The sequence below is a fragment of the Paraburkholderia sp. CNPSo 3272 genome (assembly GCF_024206495.1).
Classification (GTDB): Bacteria; Pseudomonadota; Gammaproteobacteria; order Burkholderiales; family Burkholderiaceae; genus Paraburkholderia.
Genome location: NZ_JAMBPQ010000002.1, coordinates 1 through 23,712, shown reverse-complemented (window position 1 = coordinate 23,712; position 23,712 = coordinate 1). Strand labels below are relative to the sequence as shown.

General features: G+C 65.4%; 22 protein-coding genes. 15 read left to right on the top strand and 7 right to left on the bottom strand.

The features are described 5' to 3' along the window. Positions 1-60 precede the first annotated feature (60 nt). On the top strand, positions 61-933 hold the full coding sequence (gene tcdA / locus M3I53_RS02515; RefSeq protein ID WP_254314410.1) for a tRNA cyclic N6-threonylcarbamoyladenosine(37) synthase TcdA: 873 nt from the start codon (positions 61-63) through the stop codon (positions 931-933). 91 nt (positions 934-1,024) lie between these two features. Here the strand turns inward: tcdA and M3I53_RS02510 are convergent, their stop codons facing one another. After that, on the bottom strand, positions 1,025-1,759 hold the full coding sequence (locus M3I53_RS02510) for a Crp/Fnr family transcriptional regulator (protein ID WP_254314409.1): 735 nt from the start codon (positions 1,757-1,759) through the stop codon (positions 1,025-1,027). A gap of 688 nt (positions 1,760-2,447) precedes the next feature. Between M3I53_RS02510 and M3I53_RS02505 the strand changes: the two genes are divergently transcribed. Beyond that, entirely contained in the window at positions 2,448-3,986 is a 1,539-nt protein-coding gene (locus M3I53_RS02505; protein WP_254314408.1) for a mannose-1-phosphate guanylyltransferase/mannose-6-phosphate isomerase, read from the top strand. A gap of 45 nt (positions 3,987-4,031) precedes the next feature. Here the strand turns inward: M3I53_RS02505 and trxA are convergent, their stop codons facing one another. Then, the gene (trxA, locus tag M3I53_RS02500) at positions 4,032-4,880 is read right to left on the bottom strand and encodes a thioredoxin (protein ID WP_254314407.1); all 849 of its coding nucleotides are present in this window, start codon (positions 4,878-4,880) and stop codon (positions 4,032-4,034) included. A gap of 93 nt (positions 4,881-4,973) precedes the next feature. After that, positions 4,974-5,855, bottom strand: a complete 882-nt coding sequence (locus M3I53_RS02495; RefSeq protein ID WP_254314406.1) for a pirin family protein — start codon at positions 5,853-5,855, stop codon at positions 4,974-4,976. Between the two features lie 223 nt (positions 5,856-6,078). Between M3I53_RS02495 and M3I53_RS02490 the strand changes: the two genes are divergently transcribed. Next, positions 6,079-6,987, top strand: coding sequence for an EamA family transporter (locus M3I53_RS02490; RefSeq protein ID WP_254314405.1), 909 nt, complete (start codon positions 6,079-6,081; stop codon positions 6,985-6,987). Between the two features lie 82 nt (positions 6,988-7,069). On the opposite strand, the gene M3I53_RS02485 is transcribed toward M3I53_RS02490, so the two are convergent. Together M3I53_RS02485 and tsaE are read right to left on the bottom strand one after the other, a co-directional pair. Beyond that, positions 7,070-8,620 (bottom strand): N-acetylmuramoyl-L-alanine amidase, encoded by a 1,551-nt coding sequence (locus tag M3I53_RS02485; protein ID WP_254314404.1) that lies wholly within the window; start codon positions 8,618-8,620, stop codon positions 7,070-7,072. Then, on the bottom strand, positions 8,602-9,180 hold the full coding sequence (gene tsaE, locus M3I53_RS02480) for a tRNA (adenosine(37)-N6)-threonylcarbamoyltransferase complex ATPase subunit type 1 TsaE (RefSeq protein WP_254314403.1): 579 nt from the start codon (positions 9,178-9,180) through the stop codon (positions 8,602-8,604). Before tsaE ends, M3I53_RS02485 begins: the two co-directional genes overlap by 19 nt. A 170-nt stretch (positions 9,181-9,350) precedes the next feature. On the opposite strand from tsaE, the gene queG reads away from it, so the two are divergent. From queG to M3I53_RS02435, 9 genes are all read left to right on the top strand, one after another. Beyond that, positions 9,351-10,607, top strand: a complete 1,257-nt coding sequence (gene queG, locus M3I53_RS02475) for a tRNA epoxyqueuosine(34) reductase QueG (protein ID WP_309249481.1) — start codon at positions 9,351-9,353, stop codon at positions 10,605-10,607. A 116-nt stretch (positions 10,608-10,723) separates the two neighbouring features. After that, positions 10,724-11,209, top strand: a complete 486-nt coding sequence (locus tag M3I53_RS02470; protein WP_254314716.1) for a methylated-DNA--[protein]-cysteine S-methyltransferase — start codon at positions 10,724-10,726, stop codon at positions 11,207-11,209. A gap of 4 nt (positions 11,210-11,213) precedes the next feature. Further along, positions 11,214-12,194, top strand: a complete 981-nt coding sequence (xerD, locus tag M3I53_RS02465) for a site-specific tyrosine recombinase XerD (RefSeq protein WP_375542452.1) — start codon at positions 11,214-11,216, stop codon at positions 12,192-12,194. Positions 12,195-12,413: 219 nt separating this feature from the next. Continuing rightward, positions 12,414-13,487, top strand: coding sequence for a transposase (locus tag M3I53_RS02460; protein WP_254314400.1), 1,074 nt, complete (start codon positions 12,414-12,416; stop codon positions 13,485-13,487). A 27-nt stretch (positions 13,488-13,514) separates the two neighbouring features. Next, positions 13,515-14,006, top strand: a complete 492-nt coding sequence (gene ybaK / locus M3I53_RS02455) for a Cys-tRNA(Pro) deacylase (RefSeq protein ID WP_254314399.1) — start codon at positions 13,515-13,517, stop codon at positions 14,004-14,006. A 221-nt stretch (positions 14,007-14,227) separates the two neighbouring features. Continuing rightward, positions 14,228-14,848: a glycerol-3-phosphate 1-O-acyltransferase PlsY gene (gene plsY / locus M3I53_RS02450; RefSeq protein ID WP_254314398.1), complete on the top strand. Its 621-nt coding sequence runs from the start codon at positions 14,228-14,230 to the stop codon at positions 14,846-14,848. A 202-nt stretch (positions 14,849-15,050) separates the two neighbouring features. After that, entirely contained in the window at positions 15,051-16,850 is a 1,800-nt protein-coding gene (locus M3I53_RS02445; protein ID WP_254314397.1) for a methyl-accepting chemotaxis protein, read from the top strand. Positions 16,851-16,937: 87 nt separating this feature from the next. Continuing rightward, complete coding sequence (locus tag M3I53_RS02440) at positions 16,938-17,258, top strand: helix-turn-helix transcriptional regulator (protein ID WP_254314396.1); 321 nt, start codon at positions 16,938-16,940, stop codon at positions 17,256-17,258. After that, positions 17,255-17,743 carry an SRPBCC family protein gene (locus M3I53_RS02435; protein ID WP_254314395.1) on the top strand — a complete coding sequence of 163 codons (489 nt, stop codon included), beginning with the start codon at positions 17,255-17,257 and terminating at the stop codon, positions 17,741-17,743. The genes M3I53_RS02440 and M3I53_RS02435 overlap by 4 nt, the downstream gene beginning before the upstream one ends. A gap of 84 nt (positions 17,744-17,827) precedes the next feature. Here M3I53_RS02435 and M3I53_RS02430 read toward each other — a convergent pair whose 3' ends face one another. Next, the gene (locus tag M3I53_RS02430; RefSeq protein ID WP_028209548.1) at positions 17,828-18,313 is read right to left on the bottom strand and encodes a YajQ family cyclic di-GMP-binding protein; all 486 of its coding nucleotides are present in this window, start codon (positions 18,311-18,313) and stop codon (positions 17,828-17,830) included. Between the two features lie 273 nt (positions 18,314-18,586). Between M3I53_RS02430 and murB the strand changes: the two genes are divergently transcribed. Continuing rightward, on the top strand, positions 18,587-19,633 hold the full coding sequence (gene murB / locus M3I53_RS02425) for a UDP-N-acetylmuramate dehydrogenase (RefSeq protein ID WP_254314394.1): 1,047 nt from the start codon (positions 18,587-18,589) through the stop codon (positions 19,631-19,633). 44 nt (positions 19,634-19,677) lie between these two features. Here murB and M3I53_RS02420 read toward each other — a convergent pair whose 3' ends face one another. Beyond that, entirely contained in the window at positions 19,678-20,505 is an 828-nt protein-coding gene (locus M3I53_RS02420) for an EAL domain-containing protein (protein WP_254314393.1), read from the bottom strand. Between the two features lie 254 nt (positions 20,506-20,759). Between M3I53_RS02420 and hmgA the strand changes: the two genes are divergently transcribed. Next, positions 20,760-22,109, top strand: a complete 1,350-nt coding sequence (gene hmgA / locus M3I53_RS02415) for a homogentisate 1,2-dioxygenase (RefSeq protein WP_254314392.1) — start codon at positions 20,760-20,762, stop codon at positions 22,107-22,109. Beyond that, positions 22,109-23,422: a fumarylacetoacetase gene (gene fahA / locus M3I53_RS02410; protein WP_254314391.1), complete on the top strand. Its 1,314-nt coding sequence runs from the start codon at positions 22,109-22,111 to the stop codon at positions 23,420-23,422. Before hmgA ends, fahA begins: the two co-directional genes overlap by 1 nt. Positions 23,423-23,712: the final 290 nt, after the last annotated feature.

Here is a 23,712-nt window from a genome sequence, read left to right as displayed (position 1 = left end):
GGGTCTTGCGAGGACTGGGACAGCAGCGTGCGACCGGTCCGCTTACGATTGCCTACCGTCATGTCCAGTACTCCGATTTCCCCTGCCGCCGGCTCCGTCGATCTTACCCCGAGCCCTGCCGACGATGTCGCCGACCGCGCCCGCCGATTCGGCGGAATCGCGCGGCTTTATGGCGCACCCGCGCTCGACGCGTTCGAGCGCGCCCACGTCGCCGTTATCGGCATTGGCGGCGTCGGCTCTTGGGCCGCCGAGGCGCTCGCGCGCAGCGCGATCGGCAAGCTCACGCTGATCGACCTCGACAACGTGGCCGAGAGCAACACCAACCGCCAGATCCACGCGCTCGACGGCAACTACGGCAAGCCCAAGGTCGAGGCGATGGCCGAGCGCATCAAGCTCATCGACCCGGCCTGCGACGTGCGCCTAGTGGAGGATTTCGTCGAGCCGTCGAACTTTGACGCGCTGCTGGGCGGCGGTTTCGACTACGTGATCGACGCCATCGACAGCGTGCGCACCAAGACCGCGCTGATCGCCTGGTCCGTTGAGCATCGCGTGCCGCTGATCACGGTGGGCGGCGCGGGCGGGCAGCTCGACCCCACGCGCATTCGCATCGACGACCTCGCGCTCACGATCCAGGACCCGCTGCTGTCCAAGGTGCGCGGCCAGTTGCGCAAGCACCACGGCTTTCCGCGCGGGCCGAAGGCAAAGTTCAAGGTGAGCGCGGTGTATTCGGACGAGCCGCTCATTTATCCCGAGACGGCTGTGTGCGATATCGACGCCGAGGCCGAGCACGTCACCACGTCACCGGGGCATCACGGCCCGGTGGGGCTGAACTGCGCGGGCTTCGGTTCGAGCGTGTGCGTGACGGCGAGCTTTGGTTTCGCGGCGGCTTCGTATGTGTTGCGAACGTTGGCGCATCAAGCCAGCGAGCGTTGAAGCCCAGCGCCGGAAACGCAAGAAAGCGTGCCTGACAAGGCACGCTTTCGTATCGCGCTGGAAAGCGAACGAACCGCGCGCGTCGGTGGCCTTATTCGACCGCTTCCGCTTCGTGCAGGCGCGGCAGCAGACGATCGAACTCGCGGCGCACGAGGCCGTAGCACTCGCATGCGCGCGCTTCGAGGCGCTTGCGGTCGAGTACGCGGATCTTGCCGCGGCTGTGATGGATCAGACCTTCGTCATGCAGCTTGCCGGCTGCTTCCGTGACGCCTTCGCGGCGCACGCCGAGCATGTCGGCGATCAGTTGCTGCGTCACGCACAGATCGTTCGAGTCGACGCGGTCCACTTCGATCAGCAGCCATCGGCATAGCTGCTTGCTCAGCGAATGGTGGCGGTTGCAGGCGGCCGTCTGTGCGACCTGCGTGAGCAGTGCATGCATGTAAAGCAACGTAATGCGGCGCAGGAGGTCCGAGCGCGCAAACTGCTGCTTGAGTGCCTGTGCGCTTATGCGATAGGCGAAGCCCGAACTTTGCACCTGCACGCGGTTCGGCATCGTCTCGCCACCGGTCAGCACCGGAACGCCGGTCATGCCTTCCCGGCCCACGGCGGCAATTTCGACGGAACTGCCGTCTTCCATTGTCGAGAGCATCGAGATGACGGCGGTCGTCGGAAAGTACACGTGATGAATACGCTGGCCGCAATCGCAGAGCAGTTGTTCAGTACGCAGTTGAACAAGTTCGAGATGCGGCGCCAAAGCCTGCCACTCGTTTGACGGAAGTGCGCCAAGCAGATGGTTGCCGTGCAGATCGGATTGAAGGGTCAACATGATCGGTCCTCGCGTAAAGCGGCGTGCGCCGCCTTCTGTTTTTTTCTGTTTCCGACTGCCGAACTCTTGTTATCGCCGTTACCCGTACGGCTATACGTTCGTTGCGCCGGCCTCATACGCCCCGTTAGCGTTTTGCGATCTCGTTTGTCGGCATCTACGCTGTGTGGCGAACTCTACTTAGCAGGGGTTGTGCCAGCGGGCGCGAAAGTGAGGACGCGTGCGGTTCTGCGCGGCGCGAGCTATTTCCGCCGCGACGCAAAGCCGCATTATTGTTTCAGTTTTGTACAGCGCCAGTGCGGCGCCGTCTGCGAAGTCGCTTGAGTTTGATGTCGCCAATGCGTTGATTTATATGACTACTTTCGCTGCGCACGCAGATGCGCGGAAATGAGTCCTCGCTGAAACATCGTCGGGACATCGCCCTGGATGCGTTGTGCGCCTGCCTCTGAAGCGACGCGGTTTTAATTCACGTCTGTTGGGGGGCTACCGACACTGTCGTAAAAACGTTCGGATGTGAAACATCACCTTGCGCGGCCCTCTTCGTGCTTCGTGTGCTGCCGCACATAACGATGACCGCCGTGCGTTCAATGTGGCTGCGCGTACAGATTCGCGCGATACGTATTGTTCAAATGTCACCCGTACGCCAATCAATAACGAGACTCGGTGCATGACTTCGGGGGGAGTGACGCGAATGAACAACGATGTGACATCTGCCGGCCTGATAGCCGCGATCAACGAAGGTGACGCCGACCTCATCGTTCAGCCCGTTGTGCTGGCGGGCGGTTCGGGCACGCGGCTATGGCCGCTTTCGCGCGAACACTGCCCCAAGCAACTGATCGACCTGATCGATGGCGAGTCGCTGCTCGAGGCGACTGTGCGGCGCCTCGATAGCGTGTTCCTGCACGCCGGCGCCACACTGCCTGAAGCGCACACAGCCGTTCGCAAGGCTGCGCCGTTTGTCGTGAGCAGCGAGGACTTGCGCCACCTGAGCGCCGACCGCCTTGGTCGCAGCGGCATGGCCGCCCGCTTCGTGCTCGAACCGCTCGCGCGCAACACGGCGCCCGCGCTCACGGCAGTGGCGCTTGCCGCCTGCGGCGACGGGGATCCGGTGCTCGTTGCCATGCCCGCCGACCATCTGATCGCCGATGGCGCCGCGTTTGCCGCCGCGCTCGAAGAAGCCGTGGCGCACGCGGCGCGCGGCGCCATCGTCACACTTGGCGTGCCGCCGCAGCGCGCCGAAACGGGCTACGGCTACATCGGCGCGGGCTTGCCGCTTGGCAGCAGCGGAGCGCGCAGCATCGAGCATTTTGTCGAGAAGCCCGATGCCGAGCGCGCTGCAAGCTATGTTGCTTCGGGGAACTATCTTTGGAACAGCGGGATTTTCGTTGTGCGCGCATCGGTCTGGCTCGCAGCGATCGCGCACAGCCGGCCGCTCATCGCGGCGCAGTGCGCGGCGGCCTTCGAGAATGCCTGCGTCGACGCTGACGGCACTGTCCACTTGAACCGCGATGCACTCGCCGCCTGTCCGTCCGATTCGATCGACTATGCGGTGATGGAGTCGGTCGGCGTGAACGCGCGGCTCGCGGGCGTGGTTGTGCCGCTTCGTTCGGGCTGGTCGGATGTCGGGGCGTGGGACGCCCTGTGGCAGGTCTCGGAGAAGGACGAGAACGGCAACGTCGCGCGGGGGCGCGTGTTGTTCGAGGATGCGACGGATACCTTCGTGCATTCGGACGGCAGGCTCGTTGCCTGCGTGGGCGTGCGGGGCATGGTGGTGGTCGAGACAGCGGACGCCGTGCTCGTTGTGGCGAAGGACCGCGTTCAGGACGTCAAGGCGGTGGTTACGCGGCTCAAGGCGCAGCACAGCGAGGTGGCGCGGCAACACAGGCGCGTGGAGCGCCCGTGGGGCTGGTACGACTCGGTCGATCAGGGCGAGCGCTTTCAAGTCAAGCGCATCGTTGTAAAGCCGGGAGGGCGGCTTTCGTTGCAGATGCATCACCACCGCGCGGAGCACTGGACCGTGGTGCGCGGAACGGCGCGCGTCACGCGCGGCGACGAGGTGCTCCTGCTTTCCGAAAACGAATCGACCTATATCCCGCTTGGCATGACGCACCGGCTCGAGAATCCGGGCAAGACGGCGCTCGAGGTCATCGAGGTGCAGTCGGGCTGTTATCTCGGCGAAGACGACATCGTGCGCTTCGACGACCAGTACGGTCGTGTTCAGCAGGCGTAGCTGACTGAATGCGAGGACGCCTGGGGCGTCCTCGGCCGCTCGATATCAGTTCAGCGTCGCGCTCAGCTTGCGCCGCCACTCGCTCACGAGCTGCGGCTGATGCGCCGCGAGATCGAACACGGAAAGCATGGTCTTGCGGCCCACGTCGTCGCGGAAGGCGCGGTCGCGCTTGACGATCTCCAGCAGATGCTCGAGCGCGCCCGCGTATTTGCGGCGCGCGATTAGTGCGTTCGCCAGATCGAAGCGCGCTTCGAGGTCGGCGGGGTTGGCGGCGACCTGGGCTTCGAGCGCGTCGGTGGGCGGCAGGTCGGCGGCGGCGTCGAGCGCGTCGAGGCGCGTCTTGAGCGCGTTGAAGCGCGCGTCGATGCCCTGCGTGGTCTTGGGCGAGAGCAGCTCGACTTCCTTTTGGGCGTCGTCGGCGCGGTTGTCGGCGAGCAGCATCTCGATCAGGTCCATGCGCACTTCGTCGTTGCCCGGATCGAACGCGAGTGCGGCCTGCAGCGCTTCATAGGCTTCGTCGCGGCGGCCCTCGGCCAGCGCTTCCTGTGCGGCCCGGCGCGCGGCATCGGCGCCATCGGGGATCAGGCCGTCGAGGAACTGGCGCAACTGGCCTTCGGGCAGCACGCCCACGAACTGGTCGACCGCCTGGCGGTCCGCGAACGCCACGACGTGCGGAATGCTGCGCACGCCGAAGTGCGCCGCGAGCTCCTGGTTCTCGTCGACGTTCACCTTTACGAGCTTCCATTTGCCCGCATAGTCGGCCTCGAGCTTCTCGAGCATCGGGCCGAGGCTCTTGCAAGGGCCGCACCAGGGCGCCCAGAAGTCGACCAGCACCGGCGCGAGCGCCGACGCTTCGATCACGTCTTTTTCGAAAGTGGCGAGAGTGGTGTCCATTGCGTCCTCGTTGAGATAACCGTTATGCGGGTAGTTGGGGACGAAACGCCCAGGTTTCAATCATCCCCCTCGCGGCGAGCCGTTAGCGAGGCCTTAGCGCGGCTTCTTTTCCGGCAGCGGAATCCATTCCGTTTCGCCGGGAACATGCCCCATTTCCTGGCGCGTCCAGGCTTCCTTCGCGGCTTCGATCTTCTCGCGCGAGCTTGCCACGAAGTTCCATTCGATGAAGCGCTCGCCTCCGAGCTTTTCCCCGCCGAGCAGCATCACGCGTGCCCCATTCGCGCTCGAGAGCGTGGCGGTTTCGCCCGGCACCAGCACGGCCATGGTGTGCTGTTCGAGCGGGGTGCCGTCGATCGCTAGATCGCCTTCCACGAGGTAGACGCCGCGCTCTTCGTGCTCCGCGTCGAGCGCGAATGCGCTGCCCGGCGCGAAATCTGCGGCGACGTAGAGCGTGCCGGAGAAGGTCTCGACCGGCGAGGTCTCGCCGAACGCTGTGCCCGCGATCACGTGCATCGTGACGCCGTTGCGCTCGATTTCGGGCAGCGTGGCGGCGGTGTGATGGAAGAACGACGGTTCCGTGTCTTCGTGATCGAGCGGCAGCGCCACCCAGGTCTGGATGCCGTGCATGGTGAGGCCGGTGGCGCGGTCCTCATCGGGCGTGCGCTCGGAGTGGACGATGCCGCGCCCGGCCGTCATCCAGTTCACGTCGCCGGGCACGATCTTCTGGCTGGAACCGATGCTGTCGCGATGCATGAGCGCGCCGTCGAACAGATAGGTGACCGTCGCCAGCCCGATATGCGGGTGCGGGCGCACGTCCACGCCCGAACCCGGCGCGAGCGTGGCGGGGCCCATGTGATCGAAGAAGATGAACGGGCCGACGAGGCGTGCGGCGAGCGCGGGCAGCACGCGTCGCACATAGAGATTGCCGATGTCGCGTTGATGAGGCTTGAGAACCGCTTTGATCGATGAGGACATGATGCTTCCTGGATGAGTCGTATGGCACGCGCTGTGGGCCAGCTGGTGGGCGAAATCGGCACGCGGGCACGCCGCGCGCGAGGCTGGCGCTCATTCTAACGCCGGCTTTGCCGGCGTGCGGCTAAGGCAACGGCCCGGCGCTGGCCGCACGGCACGCCGCCGCGCGAGGGGGTAAGATCGCCGCTTCGAAGTACAGGTGTGACGCAAAAAGGGGAGAAAGGGGATGTCGCCGAAGGACTTGTTGCTCGCGCTGGTAGTGGTGCTCGCGTGGGGCGTGAATTTCGTCGTGATCAAGGTGGGGCTGCACGACGTGCCGCCGCTCCTGCTCGGCGCGCTGCGCTTCATGCTGGCGGCGTTCCCCGCGGTGCTGTTCGTGAAGCGCCCGCAATTGCCGCTGCGCTGGCTGCTGGCCTACGGCGCGACCATCTCGCTCGGCCAGTTCGCGTTCCTCTTCACGGCGATGTACGTGGGCATGCCCGCGGGCCTCGCGTCGGTCGTGCTGCAGGCGCAGGCGTTCTTCACGCTCGGTTTTGCGGCGGTGTTTCTGCGCGAGCGCTTTCACGCGCAGAACGTCATCGGCCTGTTGATCGCCGCGGGCGGTCTCGCGCTGATCGGTGTGCAGTCGATGGGCGGTGCTGCGGGCCACAGTGCGCAAGGCATGACCATCGCCGGCTTCGTGCTCACGCTGTGCGCGGCTTGCATGTGGGCGCTCGGCAATATTGTCACCAAGAAGGTGGGCAAGGTGGATCTCGTCGGCCTCGTGGTGTGGGCGAGCCTCGTGCCGCCGCTGCCGTTTCTCGTGCTGTCGTACTGGATGGAAGGTCCGCAGCGCATCGTCGCCGCGCTCTCGGGCATCGGCATGACGTCGGTGGGCGCGATCGTTTATCTAGCGTTCGTCGCGACGCTCATCGGCTATAGCCTCTGGAGCCGCCTGCTCTCGAAGTATCCCGCCAGCCAGGTGGCGCCGTTCTCGCTGCTCGTGCCGATCGTCGGGCTGGCCTCGGCGTCGCTGCTGCTCGGCGAACAGTTGAGCGCGGCCGAGATCGGCGGCGCCGTGCTCGTGATGGGCGGCCTCGCCGTCAACGTGTTCGGAGGCTGGGTCAAGCAGCGCCTCGGGGCCGTGCGCTCGTAACGCCTGCGCACCACGAAAAAACGCCGCGCGAGCCCGAAGGCATGCGCGGCGCTCCTGAAGCGCCCGATGCGCCACGCGGCGCTCAGGTCATGCGGTTCTTCGCAAGCGGCGGATTGGCCGCGAAATAGCGCTTGATGCCCTTGAGAATCGCGTTCGCCATCTTGTCGCGATAGGCGTCGTCGTTGAGCCTGGTCTCTTCTTCGGGATTGCTGATGAAGGCCGTCTCCACGAGGATCGACGGAATGTCGGGTGCCTTGAGCACCGCGAAGCCCGCCTGCTCGACTGAGCCCTTGTGCAGCTTGTTGATCTCGCCGACCTCGTTGAGCACGAAGCCGCCGTAACGCAGCGAGTCGCGGATCTGCGCCGTAGTGGACATGTCGAAGAGCGCGCGGTTCACGGCGGCGTCGGCTGTCTGCACGCTGATGCCGCCGATCTGGTCCGACGAGTTTTCCTTGTTCGCCATCCAGCGCGCCGCGGCGCTCGTCGCGCCGTGCTCCGACAGCGCGAACACCGACGAGCCGCGCGCCTCGGGCGTCGTGAAGGCGTCGGCGTGAATCGAGACGAACAGGTCCGCGCCCACGCGGCGCGCCTTCTGCACGCGTACGTTCAGCGGCACGAAGAAGTCGGCGTCGCGCGTCATCATCGCGCGCATGTTGGGCTGGCCGTCGATTTTCGCGCGCAGCTTCTTCGCGATGTCGAGCGCGACGTGCTTCTCGTAGGTGCCCGCGCTGCCGATCGCGCCGGGGTCCTCGCCGCCGTGGCCCGGATCGATCGCGACCGTCAAGAGGCGCGTGGTGCCGCCCCTGGTGGTCTTCGGCGTGGTGAAGCCGTAGTTGTCGTCGGCGCTGGCATTGTCGTCATCGCTGTTGCGCTGGGCGACGACGGGCGGCTTCGGCGCGGCAGGCTTCGGCGCACGCACGGAGGGCGCGGGCCGCGGCGTGCCGGGCGCGGCGCCCGCGTCGTTCTGCGCGTAGCGCTCGAAAAATGCGTCGCTGTTGTCGTGCGCGGGCGGCGCGCTGATTCCGGCATTGGGACCGGCGAGCGTAGGCGGCGTGGAAGGCGGCGCGCTGTCCTTCATCGCTTCGTGCGCGTCGAGCTGCTGCTGCTTGCGCTCGGTTTGCGCCAGCAGGTCCATGAGCGGGTCGGGCGCAACCGCCGGATAGAGGTCGAACACGAGCCGGTACTTGTACGAGCCGATAGGAGCAAGCGTGAACACCTGGGGCTTCACGCCGCCCTTGAGGTCGAACACCATGCGCACCACGTGCGGCTGGTACTGGCCCACGCGCACGGCCTGGATCTGTGGATCGTTCGGCGTGATCTTGGAGACGAGGTTCTTGAGTGCGTCGTCGAGATCGAGTCCGGTGAGATCGACGACGAGACGATCCGGGCCCTGCAGCAGTTGCTGCGTGTTCTGCAGCGGCTGGTCCGATTCGATGGTGACGCGGGTGTAGTCGCGCGCGGGCCAGACGCGCACGCCGACCACCGAAGTGGCCCACGCGAGGCGCGGCACGGCAAGGCCGAGGACGAGCGTGGAAGCGCCCGCCTTCAGGATCTGCCGGCGACGCCAGTTGTGCGTGGCGGTGGCGGCCGATTCGATCGAGCGGAACGGTTTGATTAACATCTTTCTAGACATGCCTTTCCTGATGCGCTGTATGCGTATGCGGTGAGCACGCGGCCTTCGCCGCTTGCATCCGGCTCGAGCGAAAACACGAGATCGGGTACGCCAAGCAGGCCGCCCGCGCGTTGCGGCCATTCGACGAGGCACACCGCATCTTGCGCAAAATATTCGCGAAAGCCCGAGTCGGCCCATTCGGCCGGATCGCTGAAACGGTACAGATCGAAGTGATAAAGCTGGAGTTCCCCACGGGGCGTGGCGACTGTGTACGGTTCGACCAGCGTGTAGGTGGGGCTGCGCACGCGGCCCGTGTGGCCGAGCGCGCGCAACGTGGCGCGCACGAGCGAGGTCTTGCCCGCGCCGAGGTCGCCGTGCAACTGCACGTGCAGGCCGTGAAAGGGCGGTGCGTCGTGATTTTCCGCACGATCTGCGCGCAGCGAATCGAGCGCGTGCGCGAAGCGTGCGCCGAAGGCGTCAGTGGCGTCGGCGTCTGCGAGATCGAAACGGCGTTCGAGGAGAACGGCGGCGGATGGATCAAGCGAAAGCGGCGCGTGGTCGTGACCGGGCGTGTCGGGCATTCTCGTAAAATGACGTGATGAACCCCACGCATTCCCCTTCCAACTCGGCGCCAGATGCGCGCGCGTCTTCGGAGGCGCTCGACCCAACGTCCGCTCAGGCGGGCGCGCGAGCGCATGCTCGAGCTAACGCGCCGCAAGATTCGTCTGCGCCAGACGTCGAGCAGGCCACGCTGCTCGATGAGGCGGCGCTTGCCGCGCTCGCGGCGCGCATCCGGACCTGGGGGCGCGAGCTGGGGTTCGGTGCGATCGGTATCAGTGACACCGACCTTTCCCATGCCGAGGCGGGCCTCGCCGCGTGGCTCGAAGCAGGCTGCCACGGCGAGATGGATTATATGGCCAAACATGGGATGAAACGCGCGCGGCCCGCCGAGCTTGTGGCCGGCACGCGACGCGTGATTACCGCACGCATGGCCTATTTGCCCGTCGATACGCTCGCGCCGAATGCAGCGGGAAAGACGCTCGAAAGTGCTTCGCAAGGCGGTTCGGATCGCAGCGGGAGCGCTGGCGCTGCGGTTGGCAACGAAGTTGGCACGAACGTTGCACACCAGGGCGTTCACGCCGACTGGCGTCTGCGCGAACACGCGCGTCTCGCTGACCCGCATGCCGCTGTCGTGTCGATCTACGCGCGCGGCCGCGACTACCACAAGGTGTTGCGCGCGCGTCTGCAGCAGCTTGCCGAGCGCATCGAGGCCGAGATCGGCCAGTTCGGCTTTCGCGTGTTCACCGACTCCGCGCCGGTGCTCGAAGTCGAGCTCGCGCAGAAGGCTGGCGTAGGCTGGCGCGGCAAGCACACACTGCTCCTGCAGCGCGACGCGGGCTCGCTATTCTTCCTCGGCGAGATCTACGTGGACGTGCCGCTGCCTATCGACGCCGACGACCCGGCCAGCACCGCGCCCGAAACGCCGGGCGCGCATTGCGGCAGCTGCACGCGCTGCATCGACGCGTGCCCGACGGGGGCGATCACCGGGCCGTATCGCGTGGATGCGCGCCGCTGCATCTCCTATCTCACGATCGAGTTGAAGGGCAGTATTCCCCTGGAACTGCGCGAGCTGATCGGCAATCGTGTGTATGGCTGCGACGACTGCCAGCTCGTGTGCCCATGGAACAAGTTCGCCAAGGCCGCGCCCGTGGCGGACTTCGACGTGCGTCATGGGCTCGATCGCGCGAGTCTCGTCGACCTGTTCGGCTGGAGCGCGGCGCAGTTCGACGAGCGCATGCAGGGCAGCGCGATACGGCGCATCGGCTACGAGAGCTGGTCGCGCAACATCGCGGTGGCGATGGGCAATGCGCTGCGCGCCACGCGTGAAGGCGCGGATAGCACCCGCGACGCCGCGCGCGCCGCGATCGTAAAGGCGCTGCGTGAGCGCGAGCATGACGAGTCGGCGGTCGTGCGCGAGCATGTGCTCTGGGCGCTCGAAGCGGCTTGATGCGGATGAAAATGGCAGAGGCTGGCATGGACCCGAAACTGAACGACGGCGCGCTGGAAATCGCGCGCACAACGCGGCACCATGGCGTGCAACGTTCGCGCGCGAAGGAGACGACGATGTTCAACGCAGTGATCGACGCGCCATTCGGCAAGGTCGGCATCCGCGCCGTCGGCCAGGCGCTGCGCGAGATCGTCTATTTGCCGGGACACACGGCGAGCGTCGAGCCCGATTGCGAACTCGCCGCGCGCGCGGCTGAGCAGATCGGCCAGTATTTCGAGGACGCCGACGCCGGCTTCGACCTGCCGCTCGCCCCGCTCGGCACCGAATTCCAGCGGCGCGTGTGGGACGGCATCTGCGCAATCGAGGCCGGCGAAGTCCTCACCTACGGGGAACTCGCGAAGCGCATTGGCGGCGTCAGCCCGCGCGCCGTGGGTCAGGCGTGCGGCGACAACCCCTTTCCGATCGTGATTCCGTGTCATCGCGTGGTGTCGGCGAACGGCCTCGGCGGCTTCGCGCATCACGGCGGCGAAGGCTTCTTTCGCGACGTGAAGCGCTGGCTGCTCGCACACGAATGCACGTCGAACCGATTTCAACTGCGCTGACACGATGACGATGACGACGAATCCTCCGCCGCTTGCCGCAAGCGATGCCGCCGACGAGGCCGAGCAGGCGCTCGAGCCCGCCGCCGCCGAAGCGCTGGCGTCGAGCCTCACCGCCATCGACACGTTCTGCGACGCCATGTGGCTCGAGCACGGGCTCTCGCGCAACACGCTCGACGCCTACCGACGCGATTTGCGCCTCTTCGCGCAATGGCTTGCGGGCGAGCGCGCCAATGCGCTCGATACGACCCGCGAAGACGACTTGCTCGCCTACAGCGCGCGCCGCAAGGACGACAAATCCACCTCGGCGAACCGGCGCCTTTCGGTGTTTCGCCGCTACTACGGCTGGGCGCTGCGCGAGCAGCGCGTGCATTCGGACCCGACCGTGCGCATCCGCTCGGCGAAGCAGGCGCCGCGCTTTCCGTCCACCTTGAGCGAGGCGCAGGTCGAGGCGCTGCTAGGCGCGCCCGATGTCGAGACGGCGCTCGGCCTGCGCGATCGCACGATGCTGGAACTGATGTACGCGAGCGGCCTGCGCGTGACCGAACTCGTCACGCTCAAGACCGTCGAGGTGGGCCTGAACGAAGGCGTCGTGCGGGTGCTCGGCAAGGGCTCGAAGGAGCGGCTCATTCCGTTCGGCGAGGAGGCGCACGCGTGGATCGAGCGCTACCTGCGCGAGTCGCGGCCGGCGCTGCTCGGCGCGCGCACGGCCGACGCGCTGTTCGTGACCGCGCGCGCCGAAGGCATGACGCGCCAGCAGTTCTGGCACATCATCAAGCGTCACGCGGCGGCGGCCGGTGTGCATGCGCCGCTCTCCCCGCACACGATGCGCCACGCGTTCGCCACGCACCTGCTCAATCACGGCGCGGACCTGCGGGTCGTGCAGCTTCTGCTCGGCCACAGCGACATCTCCACGACGCAGATTTATACGCACGTCGCGCGCGAGCGGCTGCGTCTGTTGCACGAGAAGCATCATCCGCGCGGGTGACCCTGGCAAACCCGTCTGGCGCGGTCGTTTCAGACGCTGCGATTACCCGAAGCGCGCGGAAAGCTCATTCCTTCAGGGCGGAGATGAATAGCGCGTCCGCCGGGAGGTCGCCATCTATTTGTTAACCAAACTGTGTTAACCTGTTTAAAAATAATTTCCTCTCCTTGAATGCCTCGACGCACAAAAGTCGACCCGAATCTTTCAACCCGCGTCCTTCGCGTGCGGTTGAAAGACAAACACGCAGCGTGGTTGCGGGAGTCTGCATTTCACGTCAATCAGGTATTCAACTACGCCAATGAGCTGAGCTACAAGGTCTGGCAGCGCGAGCGTCGTTTCATCGGTTCAGATGAAATTGACCGGTACACCGCAGGTGCGACAAGGGAAGGCTTGCCGCTACATTCCCAGACTGTTCAGGCGGTCACCCAGGAGCTTGTTGCCCGGCGCAAGCAACACCGCAAAGTCAAGCTTCGTTGGCGCGTGTCTAACGGACCGCGCCGCTCTCTTGGCTGGATTCCCTTCAAGGCTAGCGCCATCAGGTATCGGAACGGTCAGGTTTTCTTTTCAGGAAAACCTCTGTCACTTTGGGACAGCTACGGCCTGGCTGACTACGAGCTTGGTACAGGGAACCTCAGTGAAGATGCCCGAGGGCGGTGGTACCTGAACGTGACCATCAAGGTCAAAAAGAGACCCAAGCCGCCCACAGGGCTGGTAGGGCGCTCGGTCGGTATTGACCTTGGGCTGAAAGACTTCGCCGCGACGAGTGACGCGGAGGTTTTTTCACTCGACAAACCCTATCGGAAATACGAGGAGGCACTTGCAGTCGCACAGCGCGCGGGCAAGAAAGAGCGCGTGCGTGCGATTCACTCAATAATCAGGAATTCACGGAAAGACCAGTTGCACAAGCTTTCCACGGCATTCGTAGAGGAATACGATGTCATCTTCATCGGCAATGTGAACGCTTCGGCACTTGCGAAAACGCGGATGGCGAAGTCCGTGCTTGACGCAGGCTGGGGTATGTTCCGAACCATGGCTCAGTACAAGTGCGATGACGCAGGAGTCTGGTTCGATGAGGTCGATGAAGCGTTTTCAACCCAGACCTGTAGCTGCTGTAAAAGGCGCACAGGCCCGAAGGGCCTGGAAGGTCTTGGAATAAGAGAGTGGGCTTGTCTTGAATGTGGCGCGTATCATCATCGCGACATCAATTCAAGCGAGAACATTCTCGCGGCGGGACGTCGCCGTCTAGCAGAAGGAATCCCCGTCCTTCCCGCGCCCTGCGCGGCAACCGTTGGCTGAGGTCGGGGAAGACGTCAAAATGCGCCGATGAGCAAAACGAAACATGTGTCCGAAACGCCCGCCACGCAGATGCTGCGCCGCGCGGGCGTCGCATTCGGCGAGCATCCCTACGAGTATGTCGAGCACGGCGGCACCGAAGAGTCCGCGCGCCAGCTCGGCGTGGACGAGCATCGCGTCGTCAAGACGCTCGTGATGGAGGACGAGCACGCGAAGCCGCTCGTCGTCCTCATGCATGGCGACCGCAAGGTGTCGACGAAGAACCTCGCGCGGCAGATCGGCGCGAAGCGCATCGAGCCGTGCAAGCCCGAAGTCGCGAACCGTCATTCGGGGTACCTGGTGGGCGGCACGTCGCCCTTCGGCACGAAGAAAGCCATGCCCGTGTACGTCGAATCGACCATACTCGAACTCGACGAGATCTGGCTCAACGGCGGCCGTCGCGGCTATCTCGTGAGCCTCGCCCCCGCGGTGCTCACGACGCTCCTGAACGCGAAGCCGGTTCAGTGCGCAAGCGTCGAATAACGGTCAAATAAGGCGCGCCGCGCGCCGAGCGGATGCTGAGCGGATCCCCCGGCAGTTGCCGTTGCTTCCCTGATTTACCCTGGTTTGTGCGTGCTTGTGCCGCCTGCGCGGGCAGGGCGCGCCCGCGCTTCGGTAGAATGAGCGCCGTCGCGCGTTGCCGGGCGGCGATGACCATCGCCAGCTCCCGGCGCGCATCGTTCCACTTCCTCCGGGTTTCGTGCATGTACAACCTGTTCGTCGCCGTTCTCGCCTATCTGATCGGCTCGGTTTCGTTCGCCGTGGTCGTGAGCGCCTTCATGGGCCTCGACGATCCCCGCTCCTACGGCTCCGGCAATCCCGGCGCGACCAACGTGCTGCGCAGCGGCAACAAGAAGGCTGCGGTCCTCACGCTGATCGGCGACGCGTTCAAGGGGTGGCTCGCCGTCTGGCTCGTCGCGCACTTCGGCCCGCGTTACGGTCTGGGCGACGCCGCCGTCGCGCTCGCGGCGATCGCGGTGTTTCTCGGCCACCTGTATCCAGTGTTCTTCCGCTTCAAGGGCGGCAAGGGCGTCGCCACTGCAGCCGGCGTCCTGCTCGCCGTGAATCCGATCCTCGGTGTCGCGACGCTCGCCACCTGGCTCATCGTCGCATTCTTCACGCGCTACTCGTCGCTCGCGGCGCTGGCCGCCGCCGTATTCGCGCCGCTCTACTACGTCTTCATGTTCGGCCCGCGCATCGTCGCGCTCGCCATCCTCGCCATGAGCGTGCTGCTGTTCTGGCGGCATCGCGCGAACATTTCCAAGCTCATCGCGGGCAGGGAAAGCCGCATCGGCGAGAAGAAGGCGGCGGGCGCCGGCAAGTAAGCTGGTTTGACGGGTCAGGTCGCCACCGGCTATTTGTCTGATAATTTCAGATAACGTCTGTCATCTTCTGTTAAGTAAGTGATTAATTGCGCATCTTCTCAGTGTGCGCCCTCAAGAACGCTGGGTGGTTTGCCGTAATCCCTGATAGCTCCAGATCAGGCTTTTGCGGCTTTCCTCCTTCGATCCCACACGGCATTCCCCCATGTTTTCCTCCATCCGCGCGCGCATCGTCGCGCTATGCGTCGTCATCGTCGTGAGCGCGCTTGCCGCGAATACGGCGCTCAATTATTTCGTCGCCGACTCGCAAAACAAGGATTCGATCGACAGCACGCTCGCGGCGCTCGAAGAGAGCCACGCGCAGGGCATCGCCGACTGGGTCGCGACCCACGGGCGGATGATCGATTCGCTCCAGGAAGCCGTGCTCGGGCCGGATCCTGTGCCGGCGCTCAAGCAGATCGCGGCAGCGGGCGGCTTCACCAACGTCTACGTGGGTTATGCCGACCGCACGGCGAAGTTCTCCGACGCCACCGGCATCCCGCCCGACTACGACCCGACCGGGCGCCCCTGGTACAAGCAGGCCGTCGCGGCGGGTAAGGCGGTCGTCACGCCGCCCTATGTGGACGTGGGCACGGGCAAACTCGTAGTGGCGTTCGCGGAGCCCGTGATTCGCGACGGCGCCGTGAAGGGCGTCATCTCCGGCGACGTGGCGATGGACAGCGTGATCGCCAACGTCCGCTCGATTCATCCGACGCCCGCGAGCTTCGGCATGCTCGTCGACGCGAGCGGCGCGATCGTTGCGCACCCCGACGCGCAGCTCACGCTCAAACCCGTCGCGGAACTCGCGCCCGGGCTCGCCGGCGATCGCCTGAACGCGCTGTTCGCGGCGAGCGAGCCGTTGAAGGTGGACGTGAAGGGCGACATCAAGCTGATGCGCGCGCAAACGATTCCGGGCACCGACTGGCGCGTGGTCGTCGCTTTCGACCGCGCCGATGCGACGGCGGCCATGCGCTCGCTGCTCACAGCGTCGCTCATCGCGCTCGTGGTGATCGCGGTGGCGGCCGCGGCGATCGTGGCCGCTGCGACGGCCGTGTCGTTCCAGCGCCTCTCGCGCGTGCGCGACGCGATGGACGCGATTAGCGCCGGCGAGGGCGATCTGACGAAGCGCCTGCCCGCCGTGGGCAACGATGAAGTCGCGCAGATCGGGCGCTCGTTCAACGCGTTCATGGACAAGCTGCGCGACGTGATGCGCCACATCCGCGACGCGAGCGAATCGGTGCGTACCGCGAGCGATGAAATCGCGGCGGGCAACGTCGATCTTTCGGGCCGCACCGAATCGGCGGCGGCGAGCCTCGAAGAGACAGCCGCCTCGATGGAGGAAATCACGGCGACGGTCGCGCAGTCGGCGAACGCGGCGCAGCAGGCCGACGTGACGGCGGCCACGGCTTCGCAGGCGGCTTCGCGCGGCGGCTCGGTGATCGGCGACGTGGTGCACACGATGGGCGACATCGAGAAGGCGTCGGTCAAGATCGCCGACATCATCGGCGTGATCGACGGCATCGCGTTCCAGACCAACATTCTCGCGTTGAACGCCGCCGTGGAAGCGGCGCGCGCGGGGGAGCAGGGACGCGGCTTCGCGGTGGTGGCGGGCGAGGTGCGCAGCCTCGCCCAGCGCAGCGCGCAGGCGGCGCGCGAAATCAAGGCGCTGATCGAAGCGACCGTTTCCAGCGTGACTTCGGGCTCGCAGCTCGTGCGCCGTGCCGGCTCGACGATGGATGAGATCGTGTCGAATGTCGCGAACGTGACGACCATCATCGCCGAAGTCACCAACGCCGCCGGTGAGCAGACGCGCGGCATCCAGGAAGTGAACCGGGCGGTCAGCCAGCTCGACGAGATGGTTCAGCAGAACGCGGCGCTCGTCGAGCAGTCGACGGCTGCCGCGGCGGCGCTGCGCGGCCAGGCAGCCAATCTCGCGGATGCGGTTGGCCAGTTCCGGCTCGATTGAGGCGAAGGCACGGTGAACTGGGAAGACGGCGCTACGGCGCCGTTTTTTGTACCTTGACATGCAACCATATGGTTGCATAATAAATGCATGAACGACGACGCCGTATTCCGCGCGCTGGCGGACGCGAGCCGCCGTCAACTGCTTGACCGCCTCCACGCAAAAAACGGCCAGACGCTGACCGATTTATGCGAGGGGCTGGCCATCTCGCGCCAGGCGGTCACGAAGCATCTCGCTGTGCTGGAAGAGGCGAATCTCGTCGCGACGCAGCGGCATGGGCGCGAGAAGCGGCATTTCATCAATCCGGTGCCCATCGGCGAGATTGCCGCGCGCTGGATCGGCAAGTTCGAGCACGAGCGCGTGGGCGCGCTCCTCGACCTCAAGCGATCACTCGAAGGAGACAAGCCATGAGTAGCGACAAGCACACGCAAGGCAGCGCCGTCGGCGACTCGACGTTCGTCTACGTCACTTTCATCCGCACCACGCCGCAGGCGTTGTGGACGGCGCTCACGAGCCGCGAGTTCACCGAGCGCTACTGGTTCGGCATGCATCACGAGTGCGACTGGCAGACGGGCTCGTCCTGGTCGCTGCGCTTCGCCGACGGCCGGATCGCCGACTCGGGCGCGGTGCTCGAATCCGATCCCCCGCGCAGGCTCGTGCTGCGCTGGCGCAACATGTTCCTGGCCGAACTCCATGCCGAGGGCGACTCGCTCTGCACGATCGACATCGAACCCGTCGAGCACGCGGTCAAGCTCACGATTACGCATAGCGTGGCGCGGCCGGGATCGATCTTCATCGAGAAGGTCTCGGGCGGCTGGCCGCGCATTCTCTCGAATCTCAAGACACTGCTGGAAACCGGCGAGGCGCTCATGCCGGTCGTGGTGACGGCGGAGTGAGCGCGAGAGAGTGAGAGCGAGCGGGGACGTGTGAAACGAAACGGGGCGGCCCGAGCCGCCCCGCAGTGCGCTGGACTTGCCGCGTTAATCGCGGAAGTTGTTGAAGTCGAGCGGCGTGTCGGTCACGTCCTTGCGCAGCATGGCGATCACGCTTTGCAGGTCGTCGCGCTTGGCGCCTGTCACGCGCACGGCGTCCCCCTGGATGCTCGCCTGGACCTTGATCTTGCTGTCCTTCACGAGCCTCACGATCTTCTTTGCGAGGTCGCCCGACACACCCTTCTTCACGGTGATGACCTGCTTGACCTTGTCGCCGCCGATCTTCTCGATCTTGCCGTAGTCGAGGAAGCGCACGTCCACGTTGCGCTTGGCCATTTTCGACACGAGCACGTCCTTCACCTGGCCGAGCTTGAAGTCGTCGTCGGCGAACGCGGTCAGCTCGCGCTCTTTCTGCTCGACGCGCGAGTCCGAGCCCTTGAAGTCGAAGCGTGTGGAGATCTCCTTGTTGGATTGCTCCACGGCGTTCTTTACTTCGATCATGTTGGCTTCGCTGACGACGTCAAACGATGGCATTGCGTTCTCCAAAAAGTACGAGGTGCGCAAACGGCGGTGCAAAAGCTATGCAAGCTAAATGCCCGCGGGTCGCAGCCGTATTCCGCAACCCACTGTGGCATTTTCAGGCAGCGGTTCGCGCACTCGCTATAATCACGGACCGACGCCATTCTACCGGCGCTGTTGCGTTTGCCCAAGGCGGCTTGCCGCAGCCCGGAGCCGAGTCCGCGGTGCGCAGGTGCCCGCCGGCGGCCTTTCCGGCCATTTTTCGTCTCCATGTTCCGTTCTTCCTCGATGCCCGTCGTCCAAACGCCTGTCACTACGTGGTTCGCCGCCGCCTTTTCGCTGCGCGCGCACAACACGTTCGGTTTCGACGTGCGCGCGCGCTATGCGTGCCGGGTCGAAAGCGAGGCCGATCTCGCCGCCGCGGTGCGCGATCCGCGCGCCCAGGGCTTGCGCACGCTCGTGCTGGGCGGCGGCAGCAACGTCGTGCTCACGCGCGACTTCGACGGTCTCGTGCTACTGATGGCGCTGGCCGGCAAGCGCGTTGCGCACGAAGACGGCCACGCCTGGTACGTGGAAGCGGCCGCGGGCGAGAACTGGCACGATTTTGTGTCCTGGACGCTCGAAGCGGGCATGCCCGGCCTCGAGAATCTGGCGCTGATTCCCGGCACGGTGGGCGCGGCGCCCATTCAGAACATCGGTGCGTACGGGCTCGAGATGGCCGAGCGCTGCGTGTCGGTGCGGGCCATCGAGATGGCGACCGGCAAAGCCGTCGATTTCGACGCGGCCGCCTGCCGCTTCGGCTATCGCGACAGCTTCTTCAAGCGCGAAGGGCGCGATCGCTTCGTCATTACCTCGGTCACGTTCCGCCTGCCGAAGGTCTGGCAGCCCAACGCGGGCTACGCCGATCTCGCGCGCGAACTGGCGCAGCACAACGCCGGCAAGACGCCGCATGCGCGCGCCGTGTTCGACGCCGTGGTCGCGGTGCGGCGCGCAAAGCTGCCTGACCCGCTCGAACTCGGCAATGCGGGCAGCTTCTTCAAGAATCCCGTGATCGACGCGCAGCAGTTCGACACGCTCGTCGTGCGCGAGCCGCAGATCGTTTCTTACCAGCAGGCCGACGGGCGCGTGAAGCTAGCGGCGGGCTGGATGATCGACCAGTGCGGCTGGAAGGGCCGCGCGCTGCGGGCGGCGGCGGTGCATGAGCGTCAGGCGCTCGTGCTCGTCAATCGCGGCGGCGCGACCGGCGCGGACATTCTCGAACTCGCGCAGGCGATCCAGCGCGACGTGCTCGCGCGTTTCGGAGTGGAGCTGGAGCAGGAACCCGTCAGCCTCTAAGGCCTCTCAGGCGCCGCCCGGCGCCTTGCTTGCCTCACACACGCTTAAATCACTTTGTCCTGGGCCGCGAACACCGGCCCCTGCACGAAGCGCACGTCGTACTGCTGCAACTGCTCGAACTGCGCCGCATCGGTCACGCGGTTGAAAATGAGCGGAATACGCAGCCGCGCAGCATAGCTCACTAGCGGCTTCACCATCGAATCGCGCAGCGCGGAGCCCGCATCCATCTTCACGAAGTCGGGCCGAGGCACGTCCGACACCGAAAGAATCTGCCCGGCATTGGGCAGATTGCCCGCCACCTTGAACCCGTACCGCTGATAGCTCTTCGTGAGATAGCCGAGAAACGTGCGGTGCGCGACCGCCGCCGCCGGCAGCTCGATCACGATGCGCCCGGGGTTGAGCCCGAACGACACGAGCACGTTCGAGAAATGCCGTCCATGGTCGTACTTCACGCTCTTTAAGAGCCGCTCGTGCACGCGCAGGAAAAGCAGCCCGTGCTGCTGGCCGCCCAGAAAATTGATGGCGTGCAGCGCGCGCACCATGCGGTCGACCGCGACGAGGTCGGGATCGTCGAGCGCGTCGCTGAACGCGTCGCAGGGCGCGAGCTGGCCGTCCTGCTCGCGCAGCGTGACCGCCTGGTAGCCGAGCTCGTCGCCAAAACGCGAGGCCATCGCGAGATCGGCGGTGAGCGACTGCGCCCCGCTGTGCACGCTGATGTCGTAAATCGGCTCGTAGGCGCTCAATAGCTCCACGCCGCGCCGCCGCGCCACGGCCTCTTTGGCGTGCGCGCCGCTGCCCATCGCCAGGTGCTCGCCGAGAAACGGATGGTCGGCGGCGCGGGCAACGAGTTCGGGAATGGTGGGAGCAATCATGGTGATGTAGCGGGAAGCGGGTGAAAACCGGTGAAAAGCGCGAGACCCACACGGGGTCGCATGACCCGATGGTAGCAGCCCGCAGCCCCGCCGGATGGACTGTTTGGTCATAACGTTATCGACCATTCGCGGCAGTTCTGGAGGCGCCCGGCTGCTCGCCAGGGTATACGCCTAATTTCACTAATCGTAATTAGTTTTACCATCCGTAAATCGCGTGACGTCATGTCATGACCCGAGAACGTGGAGAGACAGCAATGAACGCACCTTTGCGGCACCCGACCGAAGTCCAGCACGGCTACATGAGCGGTTTCGCCAACGAATTCGCGACCGAGGCGCTGGCGGGCGCGCTGCCCGCCGGCCAGAACTCGCCGCAGCGCTGCGCCTATGGCCTCTACGCCGAGCAACTCTCGGGCACCGCGTTCACCGCGCCGCGCTCGCACAACCGCCGCACGTGGTTCTACCGGATCCGTCCGGGCGCCGTGCATCAGCCGTTTGCGCCGGTCACGGCGCGCCTCGATATGAATGGCGCGCCGCGCCTCGTCGCCGATTTCGGCGACGTGCCGCCCACGCCGCCCAACCAGCTGCGCTGGGATGCGCTGCCCATGCCCGCGGAGCCCACCGATTTCATCGACGGCTGGGTGACGATGTCGGGCAACGGCTCGGCGGCCTCGATGAGCGGCTGCGCGATCCACCTCTACGCGGCGAACCGGCCGATGGTCGACCGCTTTTTCTACAACACCGACGGCGAGCTGCTGATCGTTCCGCAGCAAGGGCGGCTTGCCATCCGCACGGAGATGGGCCGGCTCGACGTCGAGCCCTTCGAGATCGTCGTGATCCCGCGCGGCGTGCGCTTCACGGTGGACTTGCCCGACGGCGACGCACGCGGCTACATCTGCGAGAACTTCGGCGCGCTCCTGCGTCTGCCCGATCTCGGCGTGATCGGCTCGAATGGCCTCGCGAATCCGCGCGACTTCCTCACGCCCGTCGCCGCGTATGAAGACCGCGAAGGCGAGTTCGAGCTCGTCACCAAGCTGGGCGGCCAGCTCTGGCGCGCCGACATCGGCCACTCGCCGCTCGACGTGGTGGCGTGGCACGGCAACTACGCACCCTACAAGTACGACCTGCGCCGCTTCAACACCATTGGCTCGATCAGCTACGACCACCCCGATCCTTCGATCTTCCTCGTGCTGCACGCGCCCACGGACACGCCGGGCGTCGACTCGATCGACTTCGTAATCTTCCCGCCGCGCTGGCTCGCGGCCGAGAACACGTTCCGTCCGCCCTGGTATCACCGCAACGTGGCGAGCGAGTTCATGGGCCTCGTGCACGGCGTGTACGACGCCAAGGCCGAAGGGTTCGTGCCGGGCGGCGCGAGCCTGCACAACTGCATGTCGGGCCACGGGCCCGACGCTGAGACCTTCGAGAAGGCATCGAACTCCGACACGACCAAACCGCACAAGGTCGGCGACACGATGGCGTTCATGTTCGAGACCCGCACGCTGATCCGCCCGACGCGCTACGCGCTCGAAACGAGCCAGCTGCAGGCGCATTACTACGAGTGCTGGCAAGGCCTCACGAAACACTTCAATCCGGAGCAGCAGTAATGAACAGCACCATGACGGACGAACTCAAGGCGACGCTCGACGCGGGGCGCAAGAGCTGGGTCGAGAGCGCGAACGACGCCCAGTGCGATTTCCCGATCCAGAACCTGCCTTTCGGCGTGTTCAGCGACACAAACAACGCAACGGTGCGTGTGGGCGTGGCGATCGGCGACCTCGTCGCCGATCTTGCGGTGCTGCACGAAGCCGGGCTGCTGCGTCTGCCCGCGGGCGCGCAGCAAGACGTCTTTGCGCGTGCCGCGCTGAACGACTTCATCGCGCTAGGCCGCGAGACGTGGCGCAGCGTGCGCGTGCAGCTTTCGTCGCTGCTCGCGCGCGAATCGGCCACGCTGCGCGACGACGCAGCGTTGCGCCAGCGCGCCTTCGTGAAGCTCGCCGACGCGAAGCTGCATCTGCCGGTGCAGATTCCGGGCTACACCGACTTCTACTCGTCGAAGGAACACGCGACGAACGTCGGCTCGATGTTTCGCGATCCGAAGAATGCGTTGCTGCCGAACTGGTCCGAGATGCCGATCGGCTATAACGGGCGCGCGTCGTCGGTGGTGGTGAGCGGCACGCCGGTGCGCCGTCCGAGGGGCCAATTGAAGCTGCCCGATCAGGATCGTCCGGTGTTCGGCGCGTGCCGCAAGCTCGATATCGAGCTGGAAACGGGCTTCATCGTCGGGCGCGGCAATGCGCTCGGCGAGCCGATCGCGTGCGAAGACGCCGAGGACCACATCTTCGGCATGGTGCTGCTCAACGACTGGAGCGCGCGCGACATCCAGCAATGGGAGTACGTGCCGCTCGGGCCGTTCAACGCGAAGACCTTCGCTTCCACGATCTCGCCGTGGGTCGTCACGCTCGACGCGCTGGAGCCGTTCCGCGTCGCGCAGCCGGTGCAGGAACCGCAGCCGCTCGAATACCTGCGTCACGAGGGCGACCACGCGTTCGACATTTCGCTCGAAGTGCTGATGCAGCCCGAAGGCGCGGCCGAGGCGACGACCATCGCACGCACGAATTTCCGCCACATGTACTGGTCGATGGCGCAGCAACTCGCACATCACACCGTGGCGGGGTGCAACACACGCGTGGGCGACCTGATGGGTTCGGGCACGATCTCGGGCCCGACGCCGGACTCGTTCGGCAGCCTGCTCGAACTCACGTGGAATGCGAAGAATCCGCTCGAACTGAAGAGCGGCGGCACGCGCGGCTTCATCGAAGACGGCGACGAACTCACGCTCGCGGGCTGGTGCCAGGGCGATGGTTATCGGGTGGGGTTTGGTGCCTGCGTCGGCAAGATTTTGCCTGCGGTGAAGTGATTTTTTTGGGGCTGCGTGTGGCGTTGGCCTTTCCTTGTTTTCGCGTCGGTATGCCTGGGTTGCCCCTGTGCGGGGCGGCACCTACTTTCTTTGCGGCGGCAAAGAAAGCAACTGTATTGAAGGTCAAGGGGCAAGCCCCAAGAAATCACGCTTTGGGGGGATTCCAGGGAATGGCATCCCGCATCATGGCGTTGAGTTGGGTGAGCAGCTTGCGCATGCCGGCGATGAATGCGACCTTGGTCTTTTTGCCTCTGGCGCGTAACTGATCGCAAAACGCCTTGATCTGGGGA

Coding starts and splice junctions, on each gene's coding strand:
- M3I53_RS02490 (WP_254314405.1), top strand. CDS start 6,079: ATGTCGCCGAAGGACTTGTTGCTCGCGCTGGTAGTGGTGCTCGCGTGG.
- tsaE (WP_254314403.1), bottom strand. CDS start 9,180: ATGCCCGACACGCCCGGTCACGACCACGCGCCGCTTTCGCTTGATCCA.
- M3I53_RS02505 (WP_254314408.1), top strand. CDS start 2,448: ATGAACAACGATGTGACATCTGCCGGCCTGATAGCCGCGATCAACGAA.
- M3I53_RS02470 (WP_254314716.1), top strand. CDS start 10,724: ATGTTCAACGCAGTGATCGACGCGCCATTCGGCAAGGTCGGCATCCGC.
- trxA (WP_254314407.1), bottom strand. CDS start 4,880: ATGGACACCACTCTCGCCACTTTCGAAAAAGACGTGATCGAAGCGTCG.
- plsY (WP_254314398.1), top strand. CDS start 14,228: ATGTACAACCTGTTCGTCGCCGTTCTCGCCTATCTGATCGGCTCGGTT.
- M3I53_RS02445 (WP_254314397.1), top strand. CDS start 15,051: ATGTTTTCCTCCATCCGCGCGCGCATCGTCGCGCTATGCGTCGTCATC.
- M3I53_RS02485 (WP_254314404.1), bottom strand. CDS start 8,620: ATGTCTAGAAAGATGTTAATCAAACCGTTCCGCTCGATCGAATCGGCC.
- murB (WP_254314394.1), top strand. CDS start 18,587: ATGCCCGTCGTCCAAACGCCTGTCACTACGTGGTTCGCCGCCGCCTTT.
- M3I53_RS02420 (WP_254314393.1), bottom strand. CDS start 20,505: ATGATTGCTCCCACCATTCCCGAACTCGTTGCCCGCGCCGCCGACCAT.
- xerD (WP_375542452.1), top strand. CDS start 11,214: ATGACGATGACGACGAATCCTCCGCCGCTTGCCGCAAGCGATGCCGCC.
- M3I53_RS02510 (WP_254314409.1), bottom strand. CDS start 1,759: ATGTTGACCCTTCAATCCGATCTGCACGGCAACCATCTGCTTGGCGCA.
- M3I53_RS02495 (WP_254314406.1), bottom strand. CDS start 5,855: ATGTCCTCATCGATCAAAGCGGTTCTCAAGCCTCATCAACGCGACATC.
- M3I53_RS02440 (WP_254314396.1), top strand. CDS start 16,938: ATGAACGACGACGCCGTATTCCGCGCGCTGGCGGACGCGAGCCGCCGT.
- M3I53_RS02435 (WP_254314395.1), top strand. CDS start 17,255: ATGAGTAGCGACAAGCACACGCAAGGCAGCGCCGTCGGCGACTCGACG.
- M3I53_RS02430 (WP_028209548.1), bottom strand. CDS start 18,313: ATGCCATCGTTTGACGTCGTCAGCGAAGCCAACATGATCGAAGTAAAG.
- fahA (WP_254314391.1), top strand. CDS start 22,109: ATGAACAGCACCATGACGGACGAACTCAAGGCGACGCTCGACGCGGGG.
- ybaK (WP_254314399.1), top strand. CDS start 13,515: ATGAGCAAAACGAAACATGTGTCCGAAACGCCCGCCACGCAGATGCTG.
- tcdA (WP_254314410.1), top strand. CDS start 61: ATGTCCAGTACTCCGATTTCCCCTGCCGCCGGCTCCGTCGATCTTACC.
- hmgA (WP_254314392.1), top strand. CDS start 20,760: ATGAACGCACCTTTGCGGCACCCGACCGAAGTCCAGCACGGCTACATG.